The organism is Succinimonas amylolytica DSM 2873, from assembly GCF_000378405.1.
Classification (GTDB): domain Bacteria; phylum Pseudomonadota; class Gammaproteobacteria; order Enterobacterales; family Succinivibrionaceae; genus Succinimonas; species Succinimonas amylolytica.
In genome coordinates this window covers 1,701,847-1,719,713 of record NZ_KB899636.1, presented here as the reverse complement: position 1 = coordinate 1,719,713, position 17,867 = coordinate 1,701,847, and the positions used below count along the sequence as shown (strand labels likewise).

The following is a 17,867-nucleotide window of genomic DNA, read 5'->3' as shown; positions in this document are numbered from 1 at the left end:
AAACCGCAGAATAGCGGGAAGAGACAGATGGCGCGACATAATATCCAGGCTGGCAAAAAATGCAGGCATCTCAGATGTAAAAGCATACCGCAGGAACAACGGTGTTTTTATAACTTCTCCGACACTTGCAGATCAATGCATCACATTCTGGGGAGAAAACTGGCTTGCTCAAAACTTCAGCCAGATACTCAGCAGTTCCACCATTCAGCTTGGGAATTACTGGCTGAAGTACCTGATTCTCATAAAAGCCCTGGACAAAGATCCCTCTCTGTCATTCGATAGGTACATCTCTCAAATAACATCCAAATGTTAATTGAACAAAATAGACAAATGTAAATTGAATTATTAGCATTTTTTAGACAAAGCTTAATTTGCTAATACAATTATGTACCAAACACCAGAAAACTCCTTATATAACAAGCTATCATAAATCAGATTTTTAAGAAGCAAGAATCAGCTATGCATGAATAAAATAAGGATAAGAATGAGAAAGCAACTACACGCTGACTATGCGGTTTACGCCCGCAACCATATACTGGGTTCATGGGTCTTTTCTATAAGAAAAAGCAGGGATCTGCCTCATCTGCATGATAGGAAGTCAGAGCGGTTTCGGAATGTCAGACTTTTTTCCAGTGCTATCAGAAATAAGTATCTGAAAAGGGATTAGTTTAACGAATTTTCCCGGATGACAGGAGCCTGCCAAAAACAAACCATTTAGCCAGGTTTTGAAACATTTTGCTTAAGCACTGCTAGCATTAACACGGAAAAAGCAACCGCTAGAGCGTCCACGTCAATTGCGAACGCAGTGAGTTCGTATTTGGCATGACGAAGAACCTTTTCATTCTGCTGTGATGAATAATTACTAAAAAACCGCTGCCCGGCTTCTGCTGCAGGCATGCCCAGGTTACAAGATAATGCGTTCACTCTGCCCCTGAAAGCATAAATGCAGTCCTCCGTTACGCACATACCGGTACATACGGGCTATCAGAAAAAATGCGACAGCTTTCCTGGAAAAGCCACACCACCTGAAACAAAAAAATCCCCGAAAGGTGCGCCCTCTCGGAGATTTCTGACCTATGAAAGAATTCCGTTATCAGCCGTTATTCAGATCCTCCTGACTCTTCAGGAATTCCCGGTTCTGATTGTATTCAATATCGGATTCAGCGCGGGAGGAATCAATAACAATCTGATTGTCCTCGCCATAGCGGAAGTTATATATCTGATTGTTAAGGAAGCTGTCCCGGGCAGAATCCTCCGGAAGCACAGGATTCACCACATCGGTAAGCACCAGAATATAACTTCCGGCTGCACCGGTAAACGACTTGTAGGTCACATTGCCCTTCTCGGGAACCGGCATGGCAAAAAGATTTCTGACCACTTCAGAATTTACATCGCCGGCTTTAATGCGACTGATGGTAACCGGCTCGGACAGCACAATAAGACCATCCCGGACAAACTTCTCCACAGATTCGCTCTTTGCCAGACTTTCTGTAACCGCCTTCAGTGTGCTTCCGGAAGCCTCTTCAGCCTTGGCGGCGATAACTGCATCGCGAACCTCATTCATGACATCATTAAGAGGCTTGGGCACCGGCTCCTTGTAGCCTTCCACATGCAGCACCACCATGGCATTGTCGCCAAGCTCAACCACGTCAGAGTTCACCGAACCGTCCCGAATCTCGTTCTGGAACATCACCCGCTGCACTTCTGGCTGATTAAGAGGGAAAACGGCATCCCGATCTCCGCTGGAAACGAAATCGCTGGTTTTAATCTGCACGGATTTGGACATCTCTCCGCCTTCCTCCCGGGCGGCATTGGCGGCCAGCATGGCAGCATCCAGAGAATCAGGATTCTCAAAGCTGGTATCGGCAATAATCTGCTTCTTGTCCATATAGAGTTCCCGGCTTTGCACCTTGGTGTACTGCTCGATGACGTCATTTCTGACCTGCTCAAACTCCGCACCGTGCCCCGGCTCGATACCGTCAAGACGGATAAGATGCCAGCCGAACTGAGTATTTACAGGTTCGGAAACATCACCCTTGTTCTCCAGAGCAAAGGCAGCCTTTTCAAAGGAGGAATCCATTACCCCCTGAGCAAAAGCCGGCAGACGGCCGCCCTTATCCTTGCTCACCGGATCCTCGGAATACTTCCTGGCAAGCTCCTCGAAGGAGGCACCGTTTTTAAGCTCCTCGGCCACAGCGGCAATTTTTTCCTCGGCATCCTCTCCGGTAATCAGGATATGCGAAACGGTACGCTTCTCCGGGATGGTATAAAGCTCGGCATGGAGGTTGAAGAACTTCTTAAGATCCTCGTCGGTATATTTCACATCTTTTACAAAATCACCGGAAGTAATGTAAATGTAGGATACCTTGACCTTTTCCGGCAAAAGAAAATCCTTGCTGTGCGCCTCATAGTAGGCTTTGATCTCGGCATCGGAAGCGGTCTGATTCTTCTTGTAGGAATCCAGAGCCATGTCGATCTTCCTGAAGGTTCTCTCCTGAGTCTGGATTCTGGCAATCACCGCCACGTCATCCGGAAGAGCAAAGCCGCTGTCGAACGCAGTTTTCAGATAGATCTCCTTGGCAATATCGCCCTTCAGAGCTTCCGAAAAGAACAGCGGGGAAGGATATCCGGCCAGACTCAGCACCTTCTTGAACTGGGCATCGCTAAACTTGCCGTTTACCTGAAATTCCGGCATCTCGCGGATTTTGGTCTTTACCAGATCATCGGAAACCACCACACCGGAATTATAGATATGGTCGGAAACCACCTGATCGGTGATCATTCTTTCCAGGGTCTGCTTTCTGAGTGCGGCATTGAAGGCCGGATCCCGTGCCTGCTCCCGGAATGAATTTCCCAGTTGTCTTTCCAGTCTGTTCTTCTCCAGCCGGAACTGCTGCTCCAGTTCACCGCTGCTGATGGACCTTCCGTTAACCTTTGCCGGGTTAAGATCAATCTTCGGTGCAAGGTAGGTGCCAACACCGGCAATGGCAAACGATACCATGATAATAATGAATAAAAACTTTGCGACAGGCCCTGTTGACCCTTCGCGGAGCTTGTCTGTAAACATTAAACTCTTACTCCGACCATAAAACTTCAATCTGCTTCGCCGCCGGGGATCCGCTCCCTGCAGCATGGCAAAAGCCCACGAATTTTCCTCTCCCGGGATTTTACCTCAGACTCCGTGAATAACGTCAGGAACGCTTCACCAGGAAAACGTTTCCCGCCTCAAAAACACCGGAACCTGCAACACATCCGTGCATTGTACACTAAACGCGCCCTGTTAGCACCAAATCTCTGTGCCGGCCCCGATTTTCATAGCTGCCGGAAAACGAAAAGGCGCACTCGCGTGCGCCACATTGCTTTAATCAAAATCACAGTGTCCGGTAACAAGCCACTGCCTGCCGCATTAAGAGGATTTCTTGGCAGACTTTTTCTTCTTAGGCTTGTTAACAGCTTCCTTCAGGAGCTTGCCGGCACGGAATACAGGAACTTTGCAAGCAGGGATCTGAACCTTCTCGCCGGTACGGGGGTTGTGCCCCTCGCGAGCCTTGCGGTCATGAACTTCAAAAGTACCAAAACCAACCAGGACGACATTCTCACCGGCGGCAAGAGACTCCTGAACAGCCTGCAAAAGAGAAGAAAGAGCGTTCTCGGCATCCTTCTTGGTTAAGCCGCCAATCTCGGCCATCTTTTCAATTAATTGACTCTTTGTCATAAGGTCCTCGTTTCACTCACTTTGTGAAATAGATTGTTATCCCAGACTTTAAAACTCCCACGCGGTGCATGAAAAGCTTCTCGTCTTTGTTCAAACAAAATTATGCCTTTTATCATTGTTAAAAACAGATAAAATCAATGATTTTTCGTACGAGATCACTAATTTAATGCTTCTCCCCCCTGATTTTGCGTTGCGCGACATGATTTGTCCTTCGATTTTCAGCCTCTCAGCGCCCGGAACAGGCCATTTTTTTGTATCACATTCTCCGAACAGCAGGGATTTTCAGACAAAAAAGCTCCCCGTTGTTCATAAAAACTCACATAGTACTGCAATTCCGCAAAGGAACGCCGGCTCCCGGCACTTTGAGAAGCAGGATTACTGCCTCCGGCTGCGGGATTCTCCGCCAGAAAAACGGAATTATTCCGGTAACAGACAATTACCTTCCGGCACAGACAGGGGCCTTTCTGTCAGCTGAAAAACGGCCGGATAGCACAAAAAAACTGCTCCGGCATTCCGGACAGAAGATGCCTTTCACCTCCCCGGTACCCCCGGCAGCCGATTCTGCAAATCCCGGACGTACAGAAAGACACCTGCCCCATTGAGATTTCGCTCCTCTCATTTCCGGGGCACGGGCGTAAAAAAACCGTTCCGGCCATAAAAAGAAATCTGGGCAGTGGAACGGTCTTCCGGAAGCGCACGGTAAAAACACCGTCCGGTCAGGAGGAAGGTGCCCCCAGGTTTTTCAGAACGTCGCAGCGGAAAGCCCGGGCAAGAACCTCTTCGATGTTCTTCACCGGCATAATATTAAGATCCTTTCTGATCGCTGCCGGCACCTCCTCCAGATCCTTCACATTTTCATCCGGAATGAGAATGTCACGAATTCCTTCCCTTCTGGCAGCACTGAGCTTTGCCCTAAGCCCTCCGATGGGCAGCACCTTGCCATGAAGGGAGATTTCGCCGGTCATGGCAATATCTCCCCGTACCGGAATTCCGGTAACAATGCTGACAATGGCGGTGGCAATGCTGACACCGGCACTGGGCCCGTCCTTGGGAACCGCTCCGGCGGGAAAGTGGATATGAAGATCATGCTTCCTGAAAAAATCATCCGGTACTCCGAGACGCGATGACAGCACTCTTACCACGGTAATGGCGGCGGCAATAGACTCCTTCATGACATCGCCCAGCTTGCCGGTGAACACCTCCCGGCCCTGCCCCGGCATAGCCTCAGCCTCAATCGACAGCACATCGCCGCCAAAGGGGGTATAGGCCAGCCCGTTCACTGTGCCCACAATGTCCCGATGCTCGTTTTTAAGCGGCGGCTCTCCGGGGCCGAGATAGGACAAAAGCTTCCGGCAGTCTATGCGGATTCTGGAAATCTTCCTGCTGGAAAGACGGATTTCCTTCACAGCCTTCTGCAAAAGCCGGGAAATAAGACGATCCAGATTTCTGACTCCGGCCTCTCTGGTATGGCTGGTAATAAGCTCCCGGAGCGCATTGTCGGTAATCACCACCTCCTCCCGGGAAACCCCGTTGTACTGAAACTGCCGCGGAATCAGAAATTTCTGGGCCAGCTGAAACTTCTCCTCCATGGTATAGCCATCCAGCTGAATAATCTCCATGCGATCCAGAAGCGGTGCCGGGATATCCAGGGTGTTGGCAGTGGCGACAAACATTACATTCGAGAGATCGAACCCCACCTCCAGATAGGTATCCATGAAGGAATTGTTCTGTTCCGGATCCAGAACCTCCAGAAGCGCGGCCGAGGGATCGCCGTGGTTGCTGATACCGGAAACCTTGTCTATTTCGTCTAAAAGAAACAGCGGGTTATTGACTCCGATCTTGGTCATAGCCCGCATGATTTTTCCCATATCAGAACCGGTATAGGTACGGTTGAAGCCCCGGATATCGGCCTCGTCATGAATGCCGCCCAGAGCCAGACGGGTATACTTTCTTCCTGTAGCCCGTGCCAGAGAACGGCCCAGAGAGGTCTTTCCCACGCCGGGAGGCCCCACCAGGCATATAATGGGGGCATGCAGTCTGTCAGACCGCTTCTGTACTGCCAGATACTCCAGAATGCGCTCCTTGACTTTTTCCAGTCCGTAATGATCTTCATCCAGTACCCTGCGCGCGTATTCCAGATCATCCTTAACCTCGGTTTCCTCGATCCATGGCAGAGACATGAGGTTATTGATGTAGTTGCGCACCATGGCCGATTCGGCACGGTCCCCGGAAGCCAGTCTGAGTCTTTTGGCCTCCTTCTGGTATTTCCGGATCACCTCCTTCGGCATGCGGGGATCATTAAGCTTCCGTTCTATTTCCGCCTTGTCATCCAGCATGTCATCCACCGCGAGATCCTCGGAAGAGCCGCTCTTCTGCGAATCCTCGCCGTCACCGTGCCCGTGCCTGATGTAGCTCCGGAGATCCATAAGCTCATCCCGGATAGCATCCATTTCAAACCGCAGGGCATCAGGATCCAGGCTGGTATCACGGCTGATCGGACCGGCAATATTAATGGCAAAATGCTCAATACGGGGATAAATTCTGTCAGAAATCTCCTGTACCAGATCGTTATAGGAGGTCATTCCGGCAAAATGCTCCGCTATTTCCTTTCCGGTAACCTCCTGAAACAGATTCGGCACTCCCGTTTCCAGAAGCTCCCGATCCTGCCGCTGCATTACCAGAAGCAGCGCAAATACCAGCCGGAGAATATTGCGGCTGTGCTCAGCCGACATCAGAAAATACGGAGGCTGGATAAAGCATTTCCGAAAATACTCCGCCATCATGACCAGCTGATTGTGCAGCGAAATCAGAAGCCGTTCGTCGGCGGCATCAGAATAGACGATTCTCCGGTAATCGGAAGTGAAGTAGTAGGAGGTAAAATGCCCGCCATGCTCAGTGATGGCAGCCGCCGTGGAAACCCAGTCCACCACGGCAAAGCCCTTTACCGAGACAAACAGCGTGGGAGACTGCCGGAGGGGATCAAAATTATCCGGACAAACCTTTCTCACCAGCAGACATTCCTGGGCGATAACCCCCCGGAAGGAATTCTGGGGAATGCTTTCAAAAGCGTGCAGCCCCTCCGGACGGTTCATCACCATCAGAAAGGAATCCCCCTCGGCAATATGACTGATAAGACCATTAAACGACGGATCCAGCTTAAACACCGGATCTGTGTAAGGACACAGAACCCCCTTCTCGGGCACCAAAAACAGTCTGCTGTTACTCATAAAACACCTTACTCCCCGAAGCATCCCCGGGAGGGCTGTCCGGCCGATACCGAAGGCCGAAAAAACATAAACGCGATTTCAGACAGAAAACCTGGCAACACTATAATTCTATATCAAAGGCGCCATTTTGTGAAAAACGTGCCGGGAAATCACGCTCCGGGAGCCGCGGCCTCCGGAGCTCCAGTGCCTCCCAGGCTCTCCCTGTCATTCGCCTCCCGCAGGGAAACTACCTCTGATATGCCACAATCAGCCTGAGGAGAACAAGGAGCACGGCTCCGGCCGCATAAAACAGCAGGAGGCGGTGCCTTCTGCAAAAGCTGCTCCGTTTCGCCCCGGCTACCGCCTTAAGGTAGTTTTCCGAGGCCCGGGTATCAAAAATCCGGTAGACATTAATCCCCTTGTCCATAGCCAGTCTGAAATCCGGCAGTTTTCCGGTAGCATTCGGCTGAGTCAGAAGAATTTTTTCCGTAGCGAAATCAATGCTCTTCATCTGCCGGAGTCTGTCAGGAGCCTGAAAGCTTTCCAGATCGCAGAAAAAATCAATTCCTGCCAGATCATCATAGATAAACCGGGGAATCGCCAGAGGAGCCTCGCGCGGATCCAGCAGGCATAAACGGGAGTCCGGAAAGCAGAATATCACCGCAAAGCCGATTTCATCAGCCCCGGAAGGATAATGGCAGTCTATAATGAGCGGAAATTTCCGGCACACATAGCGGAGGATATCCGGTTCGCCAATCTCCGCAAGATCCCCGAAGCCAAAATTCCGGATCATAAACTTGCGGCTGTAATGATTGCCAGCCCAGTAACGGAAGAAGTTCAGACTTTTGTATTTCTCCATATCAAGAGAGAGGCCGCAGGAATCCGCATTCCGGATAAGCTCATAAAACAGAGGGGTATCGGAAATCCCTTTTCGCAGTTTTTCATAAAAGCTCCGGAGCTGTTTCAGATTTCTGAAGATCCGGTCATCGTACTGTCCCAGAAGTGCCTCGGGAATTTCCTCCCAGCCCCCGGTTTTAAGAATCTGAAAAATCATGTATCCCCGTCACAGTAAAACAAAAAGCACCGCCGCCAGAAGCACCAGCGGCATCATCAGCAGAATTCCGGTCTTCAGAATATAGCGGTTAAGGCCGCTCCCCGCCCTCCGCGGGCTTATACGAACCCCCCTGGCAATGCTCTCCGCATCGCTTACGAAATCCATTCCTTCTCCCGCAGCCTCCTCCCCGGCAATGCCATAATCCCGGATTTTCTGAAAAAGCACCTCCTCTCCTGAAAGATCCGTCTCCGCACCGCAAAGCCGTCCGATCGCCTCCTGAAATACGGGATCGCTCCCGAAGCATGAGCTGTCCAGCGCCAGCCGGAGGTATTTTTTAACATCATCCCGCTGCGAAGGAGAGAGCCGGATACCGCCCCCGCTGAGCAGATTTCCTCCGCGCCGGAAAAGACTTTCCAGCTCCCGTCTTGCCGCTTTGTCCTCCCGGCAGGAATAGAGACGATAAAAACGGCCGTAGCCCGCCCAGAACTCCAGGAACTCTCTCCGGGAGGCGCTCTCCGCCGGAGTCTGACTGCCCGGAGAACCGGTTTCTGATGGAACGGCCAGCGGCCCGTTGCCGGGAAAGACAGCCTGTTCTTCATTCATTTGCGTGCCCTGAGCTCCCGATGGTATGGCGTAAACCGGATATCGATTCTTCTGTTCATGTTGTCGGATTCCGTATCCGAAGGAAGCGGCCCCGGACAGGAACTTTCCGGGACTGCCCCTGATTCTGCAGTTTCCCGGTACTTCCGGCCCTCAACGGAGCACGGTGCCGGACGCGATTCCGCATAACCGCTGACAGAAAACAGCCTTTTCCCCTCGCTGTTGGTGTAGCTGTCAAGGTCCCTGCCGCTGGACAGAAGCTCCTCCCAGAAGGAAATGGCCCGCAGGGCTGAAAGTCCCCAGTTGCCATGAAGAGCCCGGTTGTCATAAAAGTTCTTGTCCGTATGTCCCTCGATAAAGACCGTATCAATATCTCCCCTGACCCTGGCAGATCTGAGCTCCTCCGTAAGTACGGTGCTGATCCGGCGCACTGTATCCCGATACCGCTCCGGAATATCGTATTTAGCGGACTCGAACTGCATGAGATTGGAGTCGATGTGAATGGTTTTGTTTGCCTCGTCCAAAGTCACCATCACACCTTCCGCAAGAAGTCTCTCGTATATTCTCCGCATTACCGACCTCAGCCGGTTGTCCGCCTCGCTGTACCGGGAAAGCTCCTGACTGAGATCATGGTTCCGCGCCTCCAGACTGCGTTTTTCCAGATAAAGCTCCTCGTTTCTGGCCCGGAGCCTGGAATTTTCCTCCAGAAGCTCCTTCTTGTCCCGGTACGAAGACATGGAAAGCAGCATCACGGAACAGATGATGATAATAAAAATAAACAAGAGCGCCGTCATGATATCCGTGTAGGACATCCAGAAATTCTTGCCGTCGGAATAATCTGCACTGTCAGCATGGCCGGAATCATCCGCGCCCCTGTAATCCGGTTTAAGCATTGCCTGTCTCCGCTTCAGAGGAAAAGTCTCTGTTAAGTACCTTAAAGCTGGTCAGCCGAAACACCTGGGCCAGCACGGAAAGCACCGCCGCCTCCCGGCCGGGGAAGATCCCGCCGTAAAGAATTCCGATCCGCTCCGAGCTCCCGCCGGGATCATTATCCCCGCTGTTACGGCGGGGAACATAAAGCCGCAGGGAATCAAAACCGATTTCGGTTTTCCAGACCTCCGCCATAGGCACCCGGTAATCGCCGGAAGCATAGCATTCCCTGCGGGATTTTCCGCTATAGAAGTCAGCCAGCATCCGGAACATCCCGGTAACAGAGGTGCTGCTGCCGGAAAACTGATTCCGCTTCTCCATAAAACAGTGATACGAACTCCGTCCCCGATCCTGATAAAGCTTCAGAAAAGAGCTTCCGTAAAGCTCCGGAAGGTCGGAGGTTACCTCGTAAACCGCATCCGGCTTCCTAAGCCGGAGATTTTCCCGGGTAATTCCGGCAGCGGAAATATCCGTAAGCCAGTCATAATCGCAGGAGATCCGGAAAAGCCTGGTCAGACTGCGCATCACGTCCATCCCGAGAGCCCTGACAGCACTCCGGCCAAACAGGGTTTGCTCCCCGAAAAAGTATTCTTCCAGAACTGCCCGGGCATCAGGGAAACGCTCCTGCGGAAAAATACCTGCCAGTACACTGCCCGATTTCTCGCGCTCCCGGAGAATATTATCCACGGCCTCGTTAATATCCGGATACGCTATCACCGCCTTCTTGAAAAAGGCATAATAGCAGAGTCCGTGAGCGCAGAAAAAACCTTCGGTTATGTGACTGTTGATCTCCTGGAAAATCCGTCCGGCCACAATCCCTCCGACACCTCCGCTGGCGTCAATGAAGCTCCGGAACTCTCCAAGATAGAACGCCAGCCGGTCACAGAAATCAGTGACCATGGACTGAACATCCCGGCTGAGCCAGTATCTTAAAAGCAGCGGATAGCGCTCCCGGGGACAGGAGTTTATCCTGCTGAAAATGCTGTTTGCCCGAAGATAGAGATCTCCGGAAATGCAGCGCTCGCAAAAATCCTGATAATATTTTTTTAAAGCATTTTCCGAAAGAATGCTGCCGTTACAGCCGGCAATAAGATGGGGATTCACGCCGCTGAACAGAATTCTCCAGGAACGAAACCAGTAATTTTCTCCGGATACAGCGCAGCAGAGCTCCCGGAGAACACTGTCCCGAAAATTCCCGAGAACTCCGGAAACAGCATCCCGCACCGCCGGCAGATTCCACAGGGAGGAGTGCTTCCCCGTTCTGTCGGCATAAAGCTCCGGAATTTCCAGAAAAAGAGCCTGCAGCAGAATGCTCAGAAGATCCAGCATTTCCCGAAGCCCCTCCGGAGACGCCGGATACCCGGGATCAAGCTCCGCCTTTTTCCGAAGCTCACAGTACCCGAGAGAAGCCAGGGTAACGTCTGAACACACTCCCGACAGCCCCGCATCAGCAAGAAGAGCTCCGGATCTGACAAGGTGCAGCACCTTCCGGAAGGCGGAAACGGGATTGTCGGGTTCCTCCCTGAGACACACAAAAACTGGTATTCCTCCCCCGTTTTCAGGAGAAAGCCCCTCAAGCTCCCCTTCCCGGCTTACAAAAAGCGTTTCCGGATCCCCCCGGCCGTATTCTCCGGCGGAAAAAGGCCGGGAAAACACATAACAGAGCGGCCTAATCATGGCTGAAGCCCCCAGAGATATTCCAGCGCATATTCCCGGGACCGGAAACAGCGGATATGGACGGCCGCACTTGCATCCCCGGAACTCTCCGGAATCCCCGCGGGGGCAAAATAAACCAGAAAGAAGCGCTCATCCTCTCTGAAGATACAGGCGTTGACCTCTGAAAAACGCACTCTGCCAAGACAGGGAATTCCCAGCATTTCGCCCAAAAGGACGCGAAGCCGGGGGGTGAGCCAGAGTTCGGGGTTCGCAACCGCAAGTCCGGCGCACTCCGTTCTGATCCCGGAAAGGCCGCTTTCCGGAGTATCCGGAATTCCCAGGTAGCGCCCCCCGGCATCAATAAAGCTCTGTACCAGAAGCCAGTCTGAAAAGCCCGCCGTATTTCTCCCGAAAACCGTCATTCCTCCCGGTTCCAGCCGGCCTTCCCGGGTCTCCTTATCCTGAAAGCCCGCCTCTCCGTAAAACAAGCCGGCGCATTCCCGGAACCTGCGGAACTCCGGAGACTCCAGTTCCCGAATCCAGGGATACTGCATCATCCTGATAAGCTTCAGGCCGGAGTTCCGAAATTCCTGATAAAACTGCAGCTTTCCGGCCCGGGGGGTATCGCCGGAAGCCATCTCGGACAGAAAATACAGGTCTGAAAGACAGATCCCTGCAAGCCCCAGGCTGCGCATCCACTCCGTTTCCAGCCCCATCAGCTCTTCGCGGTTCCGGGGACGTCCGAAGTGCCTCAGGCAGGCGCTGATAAGCCCCTCGGCACCGGCACGGTCATAGGTCATGGGGCGGAGCAGTCCGGTAAGGGCATTGAGAATCAGGCATTCCATGAATCCGGAATGGATTTCCCGGATATCAAACAGCGGAAAACCGGTGTTTTCCGGAGCCATAATAGTCTCCGCAAAATCCCGGGCCTCATCAAAGGAACGGATCTCCCGGGGCCGTCCCTCCCACCGGAGATTCATAAGGGGCGTAAAAAACACCGCTCCGGTTTTTTCCCCGAAAATATAGCTGATAAAGTTTTTTTTCCAGACCTCGTTCCGCACCTCGGCAAGATTGCAGAGCTTGATAAAAAGCCGTCCGAGAAGCATATTCCGCTCCCGGACGCTGCGGGAGGATCTCTCGGCAAGAGTCCCCTCCTCGGCCTTTTTAAGGATATTCCGGGCCTCCCGGCGGAGAAACAGGATGCTTTTCCTTTTGAAATCCACTTCGGCCAGAAAGCCATAGCGCTGATTGCGGTCCCGGGCCGTCTCCGGGTCGCTGACAAACATTCTTCCAAAATCCCGGGAGGGATCCGCAAAGCCGGAGGAATAGCTGCCGCCGGGAGCGGTAACATCAATGCTTTTAAGAGATTTTCTGATATAGTCGCGATAATTGAACTTTCTGCCGGAATCCTCATAGCGGTGATTGTCCGTAGCCTCGTCATACATCCGGGCTATTTCCGAGTCATCCACGGGAGCTGCTTCTGAAAATGTAAGCTGGTGCACGCTTCTGTTGAAATCGCTCCACATGGCAGAGAGATCTCTCGTGAATACATCAAAATTAAACTTCTGCTTCATAAGCGCCGACTCACATTCCTGCCGCCTTCATAAAAGCGGCCGTTCCTTCAGATTCAGTCTTCCCGGAAGTTTTTCCGGAAGCGGCCTCACCCCTCCCGGAGGCTTTCTATGGCGTTACTGAGCTCCCGGATTCCGGTAAGGATGGTCTTGTTGTAGGCCTCGGACCACTGCCGTACAAAACCGGCATTCTTTTCCAGCATTTCATCCAGAGACTCATTAATCCGGGGTTCAAAGCCTCTGATCCCCTGAAGTCCGCGCTCCAGCTCCTCCGTAGCCCTTCTGAGCACGAGTATCCGCTCATCAAAATGCGCGGCCAGATCCGATACCGCAGAAATTCCCTGCCGCATGCCCGCCGCACTGTTATTAAGCTCATTTACCGCAGCGCTCAGCGTGGCTGTCATGTCCTCCAGAGTCCGGAGCTCATTCTGCTTTCCGGAAACAGCGGTCCGGATACTCATATCCATTTCGGAACAGAGAGCGGCAAAGCTCCCGGAGGTCCTCTGCCAGTCGGCCACGTTGGCGGCGATGTCCCGGCTGTAGCTGTCCAGACTGTTGCCGATTTTTTCGTACTGGGCGGTAATAATGCCGGTAGCGGTTCTGGCAGAATTTACAAACTCCTCCCCGGCGGCCCTGACGGTATCGGTCTGCAGGGTGATCGCCCGGTTAAGACGATCCTCCAGCTTGTCCAGGGTTTTCAGAATCACGTCGGTGGTGCGGTTATCCATATCCCGGATATACATGGTGATTTTCTGGGAAAGCTCTCTGGTCATCCGGTCCGACATACCGTCGAGAGCCGCCACGATTTCCCGGGTCATGCCCCGGATGCAGCCCTGGACCGTCCGGTTATCGCTCTCACCGCTGTCCTCACTGAGAACTGACAGTGCCGCTTCCGAGGATACGTTCGGAGGATAGGCCATATCCAGCTGACGGCAGATATCATGGATCCAGCCAGTTGCGGTGTGGTGCACCAGCGTTATAAGGATATTGGCGACAATGCTGGCCCCTATGCCCCAGACCGAGGTTACAAAGGCAGTTCCGGCTCCTGACAGCAGCGCTCCCAGCCTGATCTTGACCTCCTCCTCCGGAAGCTCCCCGCCGGTACCGGTGATCCAGCCGCTAATCCCGGAATCATTAAGACCGTACAGAAGGCCGATAAAGGTACCAAGAACCCCAAGACCTGTCAGAAGAGACGGCACAAATCCCTTCACCGGTATACCGCTTCCCAGATAGCGCCAGTTAAACACCTCCCGGGCCTCGCCGCGGTTGCAGTAGTACCATTCGCCGTTTTTGCGGTAGCGGATAAGCATATTCTCAAAAAGCCGGCCCGGATGCTTAAGCCGCTCATGTCCGTCCAGAGCCTCAAAAAACTTCTGAGACTCCTGACAGCGGCTGACCACGGTGTCATCCCCGCCGGAGGCTTCACTCAGGGATTTCTTTATAAAATTCACGATCAGCCAAATCCTGATGGCACTGCAAGGAAGATACAGCAGCAGCAATGCAAAAAGAACCGCAATTGCAATGCAGAACCCCCAGGCCAGATCATCCTGCGGCATGATAAAAATCCCTGACAGATCCGGATACTGTGCTTTAAACCATTCAGAAAAAACAGACATAACAAAAACTTTATAAAAGCGATAACACAACAGCGACTGCCAGCGCCGTTACTGCCGCCAGCACTGCCAGATAATAGAAGCTCAGGAGCGAACAGCCCCGGGACTCCTGGTAGCCTCCGGTCCGGAAACTCCTTACAAAACGCTCCCCGGAGTCTGTTTCAGAGCGTTTCCGGGATACCGGTACCGGGGAAACCGTTTCCGGTATCTCCAAGGGCAGATCCCCGGGCAGAGTCTCCGCAGGATCATCTCCCGGAATACTCTCCTTGTCAGAGACCTCCGGAACAGGAGCCTGCGGCTGAGCCTCCCCAGAACCGGCAGCGCTCTCTTCCGGGAGACTCCCGGAATCCTCCGGCTCCCGCCTCTCCTCAGGAACGTCCTTCCGGGACATATTTCCGGAACCGTCCCCGGTAATAAAGGCCTGAGCCCGCTCCGGCCCGGGGAAGGTCTCCGTGCGGTTTACATCCAGATCGGCCGGAGACAGCTTCTGGAGCGCCAGAAGCACCCCGCCGGCATCATAGATGCGCAGCTGAAAGCTTTTATGACTGCAGGCGGCCAGAGAGACCATCTCCCGGGAAAGCTCAAAGACATAGCGCCCCTGGAGCGGCCGTCCCGGATAGTCGCAGTGAATCTTCCAGCGAAACTCCTCTCCCCGGTTTACGTTCCCTCCCGGACCAATATAGGAGCTCCCGCCCAGACTCATTAACGAAAATGTCAGCCCTTCAGGAGAAACCCCGTAAAACTCCGCCGGAAATCTGCCGTCAGAAGAAGCCAGCCCCAGGCGGCAGCGCCTGTTTTTCGCCTCAGCCATTCCGGATACCGCTCTCGATGCTGCGATACTCGGCCACCAGATCCTTCAGGAGATCCTCCAGCTTTTCCGAAAAGCCGAATTTTGACTGATAGCCGGCGTTTTCCACAAAAACCCGGGACAGCGCCTGGGCCCAGACCACCAGCCGCGGCTTGCGGTTTTTGTCCGCCTGTTCTCCCAGAATGCCGTCCAGATCCTGCACGGTGTCCACCGCAGGATGCTCCTGCACTGCAGTGCCGTTAAGGGTGTAGATAAAGTCCGAAAGAATCAGATTCACCACCTCCGGAACCTTGGCCCCGGTATCCCGGTTACCGCTGTCCAGGGAGCTCATTCTGTCCACCTGGGCCATCACCACCTTCCGAAGGTCCGTTCTTTCTGCAAAATTCACCAGTTCCTGAGCCGTGGCAGCCACAAAATCATGGCTTAAAGGCAGCATACGGCGATCCCAGCTCCGGGACAGCGCCAGGGACTGCATCCAGTCCACCCATTTGTTATAAAGCTTTTCGCTGTCCCGGAGGCCCAGTGAGCCGGCACCGGCCGGTACCGCCCCCGCGGAGCTTCCGTTTTCTTCCCCCGCATCGTAATCACGGGACTCGGCCGGAGTTCCCAGAAACTCAAAATCCAGGTCATCGAAATCCGGCACCTCCGGGGAATCTCCGCTGGCAGCAGGTCCGGGAGATACAGCGTTCCCGCCAGCCTCAGGCTCCTCGTCGGCAGGACTGAAATGAATCTCGTTCAGAACATCGTCCCAGGCCTTCTTGATTTCGGAAAGCGGCATATTGAACACATTTACAAAATCACCGAACTGCCGGGCCAGAAGCTCTCGTTTTTTGGCAATCTCGGCATAGACCACCGTACTGAAGGTCTTTTTCTTGACAGCCTGTCGTTCGTCCTGGGAGGAGCTGACCACGTTCCACTGCTGAAACAGCGGAATCAGCCGATCCCGGAGCAGAAGCTCCAGCGCATTCCGGATCGCTTCCTTTTTGATAGTGCGGATATCAATGCTGTGAATGCTTTTAACCAGATTGTCCAGCCCGCCGTCGTTGACCTTAAGCACCGCCTCCCAGGCCTCCTCCGGCTTATTGACATAGGTTCTGATGTCGCTGTCCCGGCAGAGCTCCTGCTTCATGCGATCGAGACGTTCCTGGTATCCCTGGCGAATCCCCAGCTCATTGGTGTCCGACTTATCAATGAAGGAACAGTCAAGTCCGGGCTTCCGCACCAGAAAGATGTTGCTGAAGGGATGCGGGGAGTCCTCGGAACCGTCCCAGTTTCTGAGCCATTCGCACTGTCCGAATTTTTCAAGCACCGTCTGCTGCAGCAGGCCGCCCCTGCCATACACCCGGTTTTCCTTGTCCAGATCCTCGCAAATGCGCTTGTCAAATTTGGTAAGAGCCCAGAAAAGTCCGCAGTGATGACTGCTTCTGGCGGTGCTGTCACTGCCCTGGGTCTGATTTATCCACCGGGAAATAACATCCGCAATTCTGGGGGAATTAATCTGACTGTCCGCAGCCGTGCACAGAATCAGGGCATTGAGATCATAGTTTTCGGTATACTTCTCAAAAAGATACGCCACCTTGCCGCGCAGAAAGGCATCCGACATAATTTCCCGTTCTCCGGGAGAATTGAGAGCACCGAGCTCCCGATCCAGGCGGCCCCGGTACCCCGGAAAATCCAGCACATCATTGTTTTTAATAATGTCGAATTTCGGATTCTCCACCGGAATGCGGATTTCAGCCGTAAGTGCCGCAAGCTCGCTCATCCGGATGGGCTTAACCCCGTTCCTGGTCTTCACATAGCATTCGGTATCATCGGAAGACTCCAGCTTTTTCAGGGCATCGACATTTATCAGGGATACAGAATCCCGGGACACGACCACCGCCTTTATGGGAGCACTGACCGTTTCCAGGTGATCCAGGCGCTCCAGCGTTCCGGCCAGTCTGAGAAAAAGCTCCCGGAACCGCTCATTGCCGCCCCAGAGCACCGAGTAATATTCCGCCCGATCCGCCACTCCAAAACGGATTACCCTCTCCCGCCCCAGGGTCCAGAAGGCCTCTCCCAGAGAACCGTTAAGAACGCCGTAGCGGGATTCGATGTACTTCTCCAGCGAGGTGATTTCATTTTCGGGAATACTCCGGACGCCCCGCTCCGCCGGGAGCCGGGAAAGCTTTTCGGTAACCTGTCTGCTCAGCTGTCTGATTTCGGAAATCCCCGTGGCAGTGTCAATAAAATCCGAATAGTAGGAATTCACCAGGATTTTGACGATTTCGCACTCCGCAATAAAAGTCAGCCGTACCGGATATTCGGGATCCGCATCCTCGTCTCTGTCGGAATACATGGAAAAGCGGGTCACCAGACCGGTGGATTCCTTGCCGCTGCCCTGGGGATTTATTTTCTGGACAAAATCATAGCTTTCCTGGCCCAGTCTGGTTATCAGCCGGTGCTCGCCATTGGAGGCCATGGCAGAAACCAAATAGGATTTTCCCGCCTGCGACTCCCCGAAAAGGCCGATTCCCGGTTTGTTGCGGGCCGTGCGCCGCATTACCGAGGCCTGGTAGATAGCATCATAAAGCGAGGCCAGATGCCGGTTCTGTCCGGATTTAACGGCCGGACTGACCCGCGAGGCATCATTAATCCATTTAATGGCCTTCTGAGAATTCTGCTCTGCTCTTTCCCAGAGCCGGGACAGGTCTGACAATTCTTCTGTGCTCATA

At 53.2% G+C, this 17,867-nt stretch carries 13 protein-coding genes; 1 reads left to right on the top strand and 12 read right to left on the bottom strand.

The annotated features are described in order from the left end of the window. On the top strand, positions 1–313 hold a 313-nt coding region (locus F557_RS22665; RefSeq protein WP_169335176.1), incomplete at its 5' end, for a hypothetical protein. 401 nt (positions 314–714) lie between these two features. On the opposite strand, the gene F557_RS0107655 is transcribed toward F557_RS22665, so the two are convergent. The 12 genes from F557_RS0107655 to F557_RS0107595 form a co-directional block, all read right to left on the bottom strand. Further along, positions 715–924: a hypothetical protein gene (locus F557_RS0107655; RefSeq protein ID WP_157617785.1), complete on the bottom strand. Its 210-nt coding sequence runs from the start codon at positions 922–924 to the stop codon at positions 715–717. 169 nt (positions 925–1,093) lie between these two features. Then, positions 1,094–3,067: a SurA N-terminal domain-containing protein gene (locus tag F557_RS0107650; RefSeq protein ID WP_019001652.1), complete on the bottom strand. Its 1,974-nt coding sequence runs from the start codon at positions 3,065–3,067 to the stop codon at positions 1,094–1,096. Between the two features lie 339 nt (positions 3,068–3,406). Then, on the bottom strand, positions 3,407–3,715 hold the full coding sequence (locus F557_RS0107645; protein ID WP_019001651.1) for an HU family DNA-binding protein: 309 nt from the start codon (positions 3,713–3,715) through the stop codon (positions 3,407–3,409). Positions 3,716–4,431: 716 nt separating this feature from the next. Then, complete coding sequence (gene lon, locus F557_RS21140) at positions 4,432–6,942, bottom strand: endopeptidase La (RefSeq protein ID WP_019001649.1); 2,511 nt, start codon at positions 6,940–6,942, stop codon at positions 4,432–4,434. Between the two features lie 226 nt (positions 6,943–7,168). Beyond that, positions 7,169–7,975: a hypothetical protein gene (locus F557_RS0107630; protein ID WP_019001648.1), complete on the bottom strand. Its 807-nt coding sequence runs from the start codon at positions 7,973–7,975 to the stop codon at positions 7,169–7,171. A 9-nt stretch (positions 7,976–7,984) separates the two neighbouring features. Beyond that, on the bottom strand, positions 7,985–8,578 hold the full coding sequence (locus F557_RS0107625; RefSeq protein WP_019001647.1) for a hypothetical protein: 594 nt from the start codon (positions 8,576–8,578) through the stop codon (positions 7,985–7,987). Continuing rightward, the gene (locus tag F557_RS0107620) at positions 8,575–9,468 is read right to left on the bottom strand and encodes an OmpA/MotB family protein (protein ID WP_019001646.1); all 894 of its coding nucleotides are present in this window, start codon (positions 9,466–9,468) and stop codon (positions 8,575–8,577) included. The genes F557_RS0107625 and F557_RS0107620 overlap by 4 nt, the downstream gene beginning before the upstream one ends. Further along, positions 9,461–11,182 (bottom strand): hypothetical protein, encoded by a 1,722-nt coding sequence (locus F557_RS0107615; protein ID WP_019001645.1) that lies wholly within the window; start codon positions 11,180–11,182, stop codon positions 9,461–9,463. The genes F557_RS0107620 and F557_RS0107615 overlap by 8 nt, the downstream gene beginning before the upstream one ends. After that, complete coding sequence (locus tag F557_RS0107610) at positions 11,179–12,735, bottom strand: hypothetical protein (protein WP_019001644.1); 1,557 nt, start codon at positions 12,733–12,735, stop codon at positions 11,179–11,181. The genes F557_RS0107615 and F557_RS0107610 overlap by 4 nt, the downstream gene beginning before the upstream one ends. A gap of 86 nt (positions 12,736–12,821) precedes the next feature. After that, on the bottom strand, positions 12,822–14,348 hold the full coding sequence (locus F557_RS0107605) for a hypothetical protein (RefSeq protein ID WP_026297812.1): 1,527 nt from the start codon (positions 14,346–14,348) through the stop codon (positions 12,822–12,824). Between the two features lie 10 nt (positions 14,349–14,358). After that, the gene (locus F557_RS0107600; RefSeq protein WP_019001642.1) at positions 14,359–15,156 is read right to left on the bottom strand and encodes a hypothetical protein; all 798 of its coding nucleotides are present in this window, start codon (positions 15,154–15,156) and stop codon (positions 14,359–14,361) included. After that, positions 15,149–17,866, bottom strand: coding sequence for a virulence factor SrfC family protein (locus F557_RS0107595; protein ID WP_019001641.1), 2,718 nt, complete (start codon positions 17,864–17,866; stop codon positions 15,149–15,151). The genes F557_RS0107600 and F557_RS0107595 overlap by 8 nt, the downstream gene beginning before the upstream one ends. Between the last annotated feature and the right edge of the window lies 1 nt (position 17,867).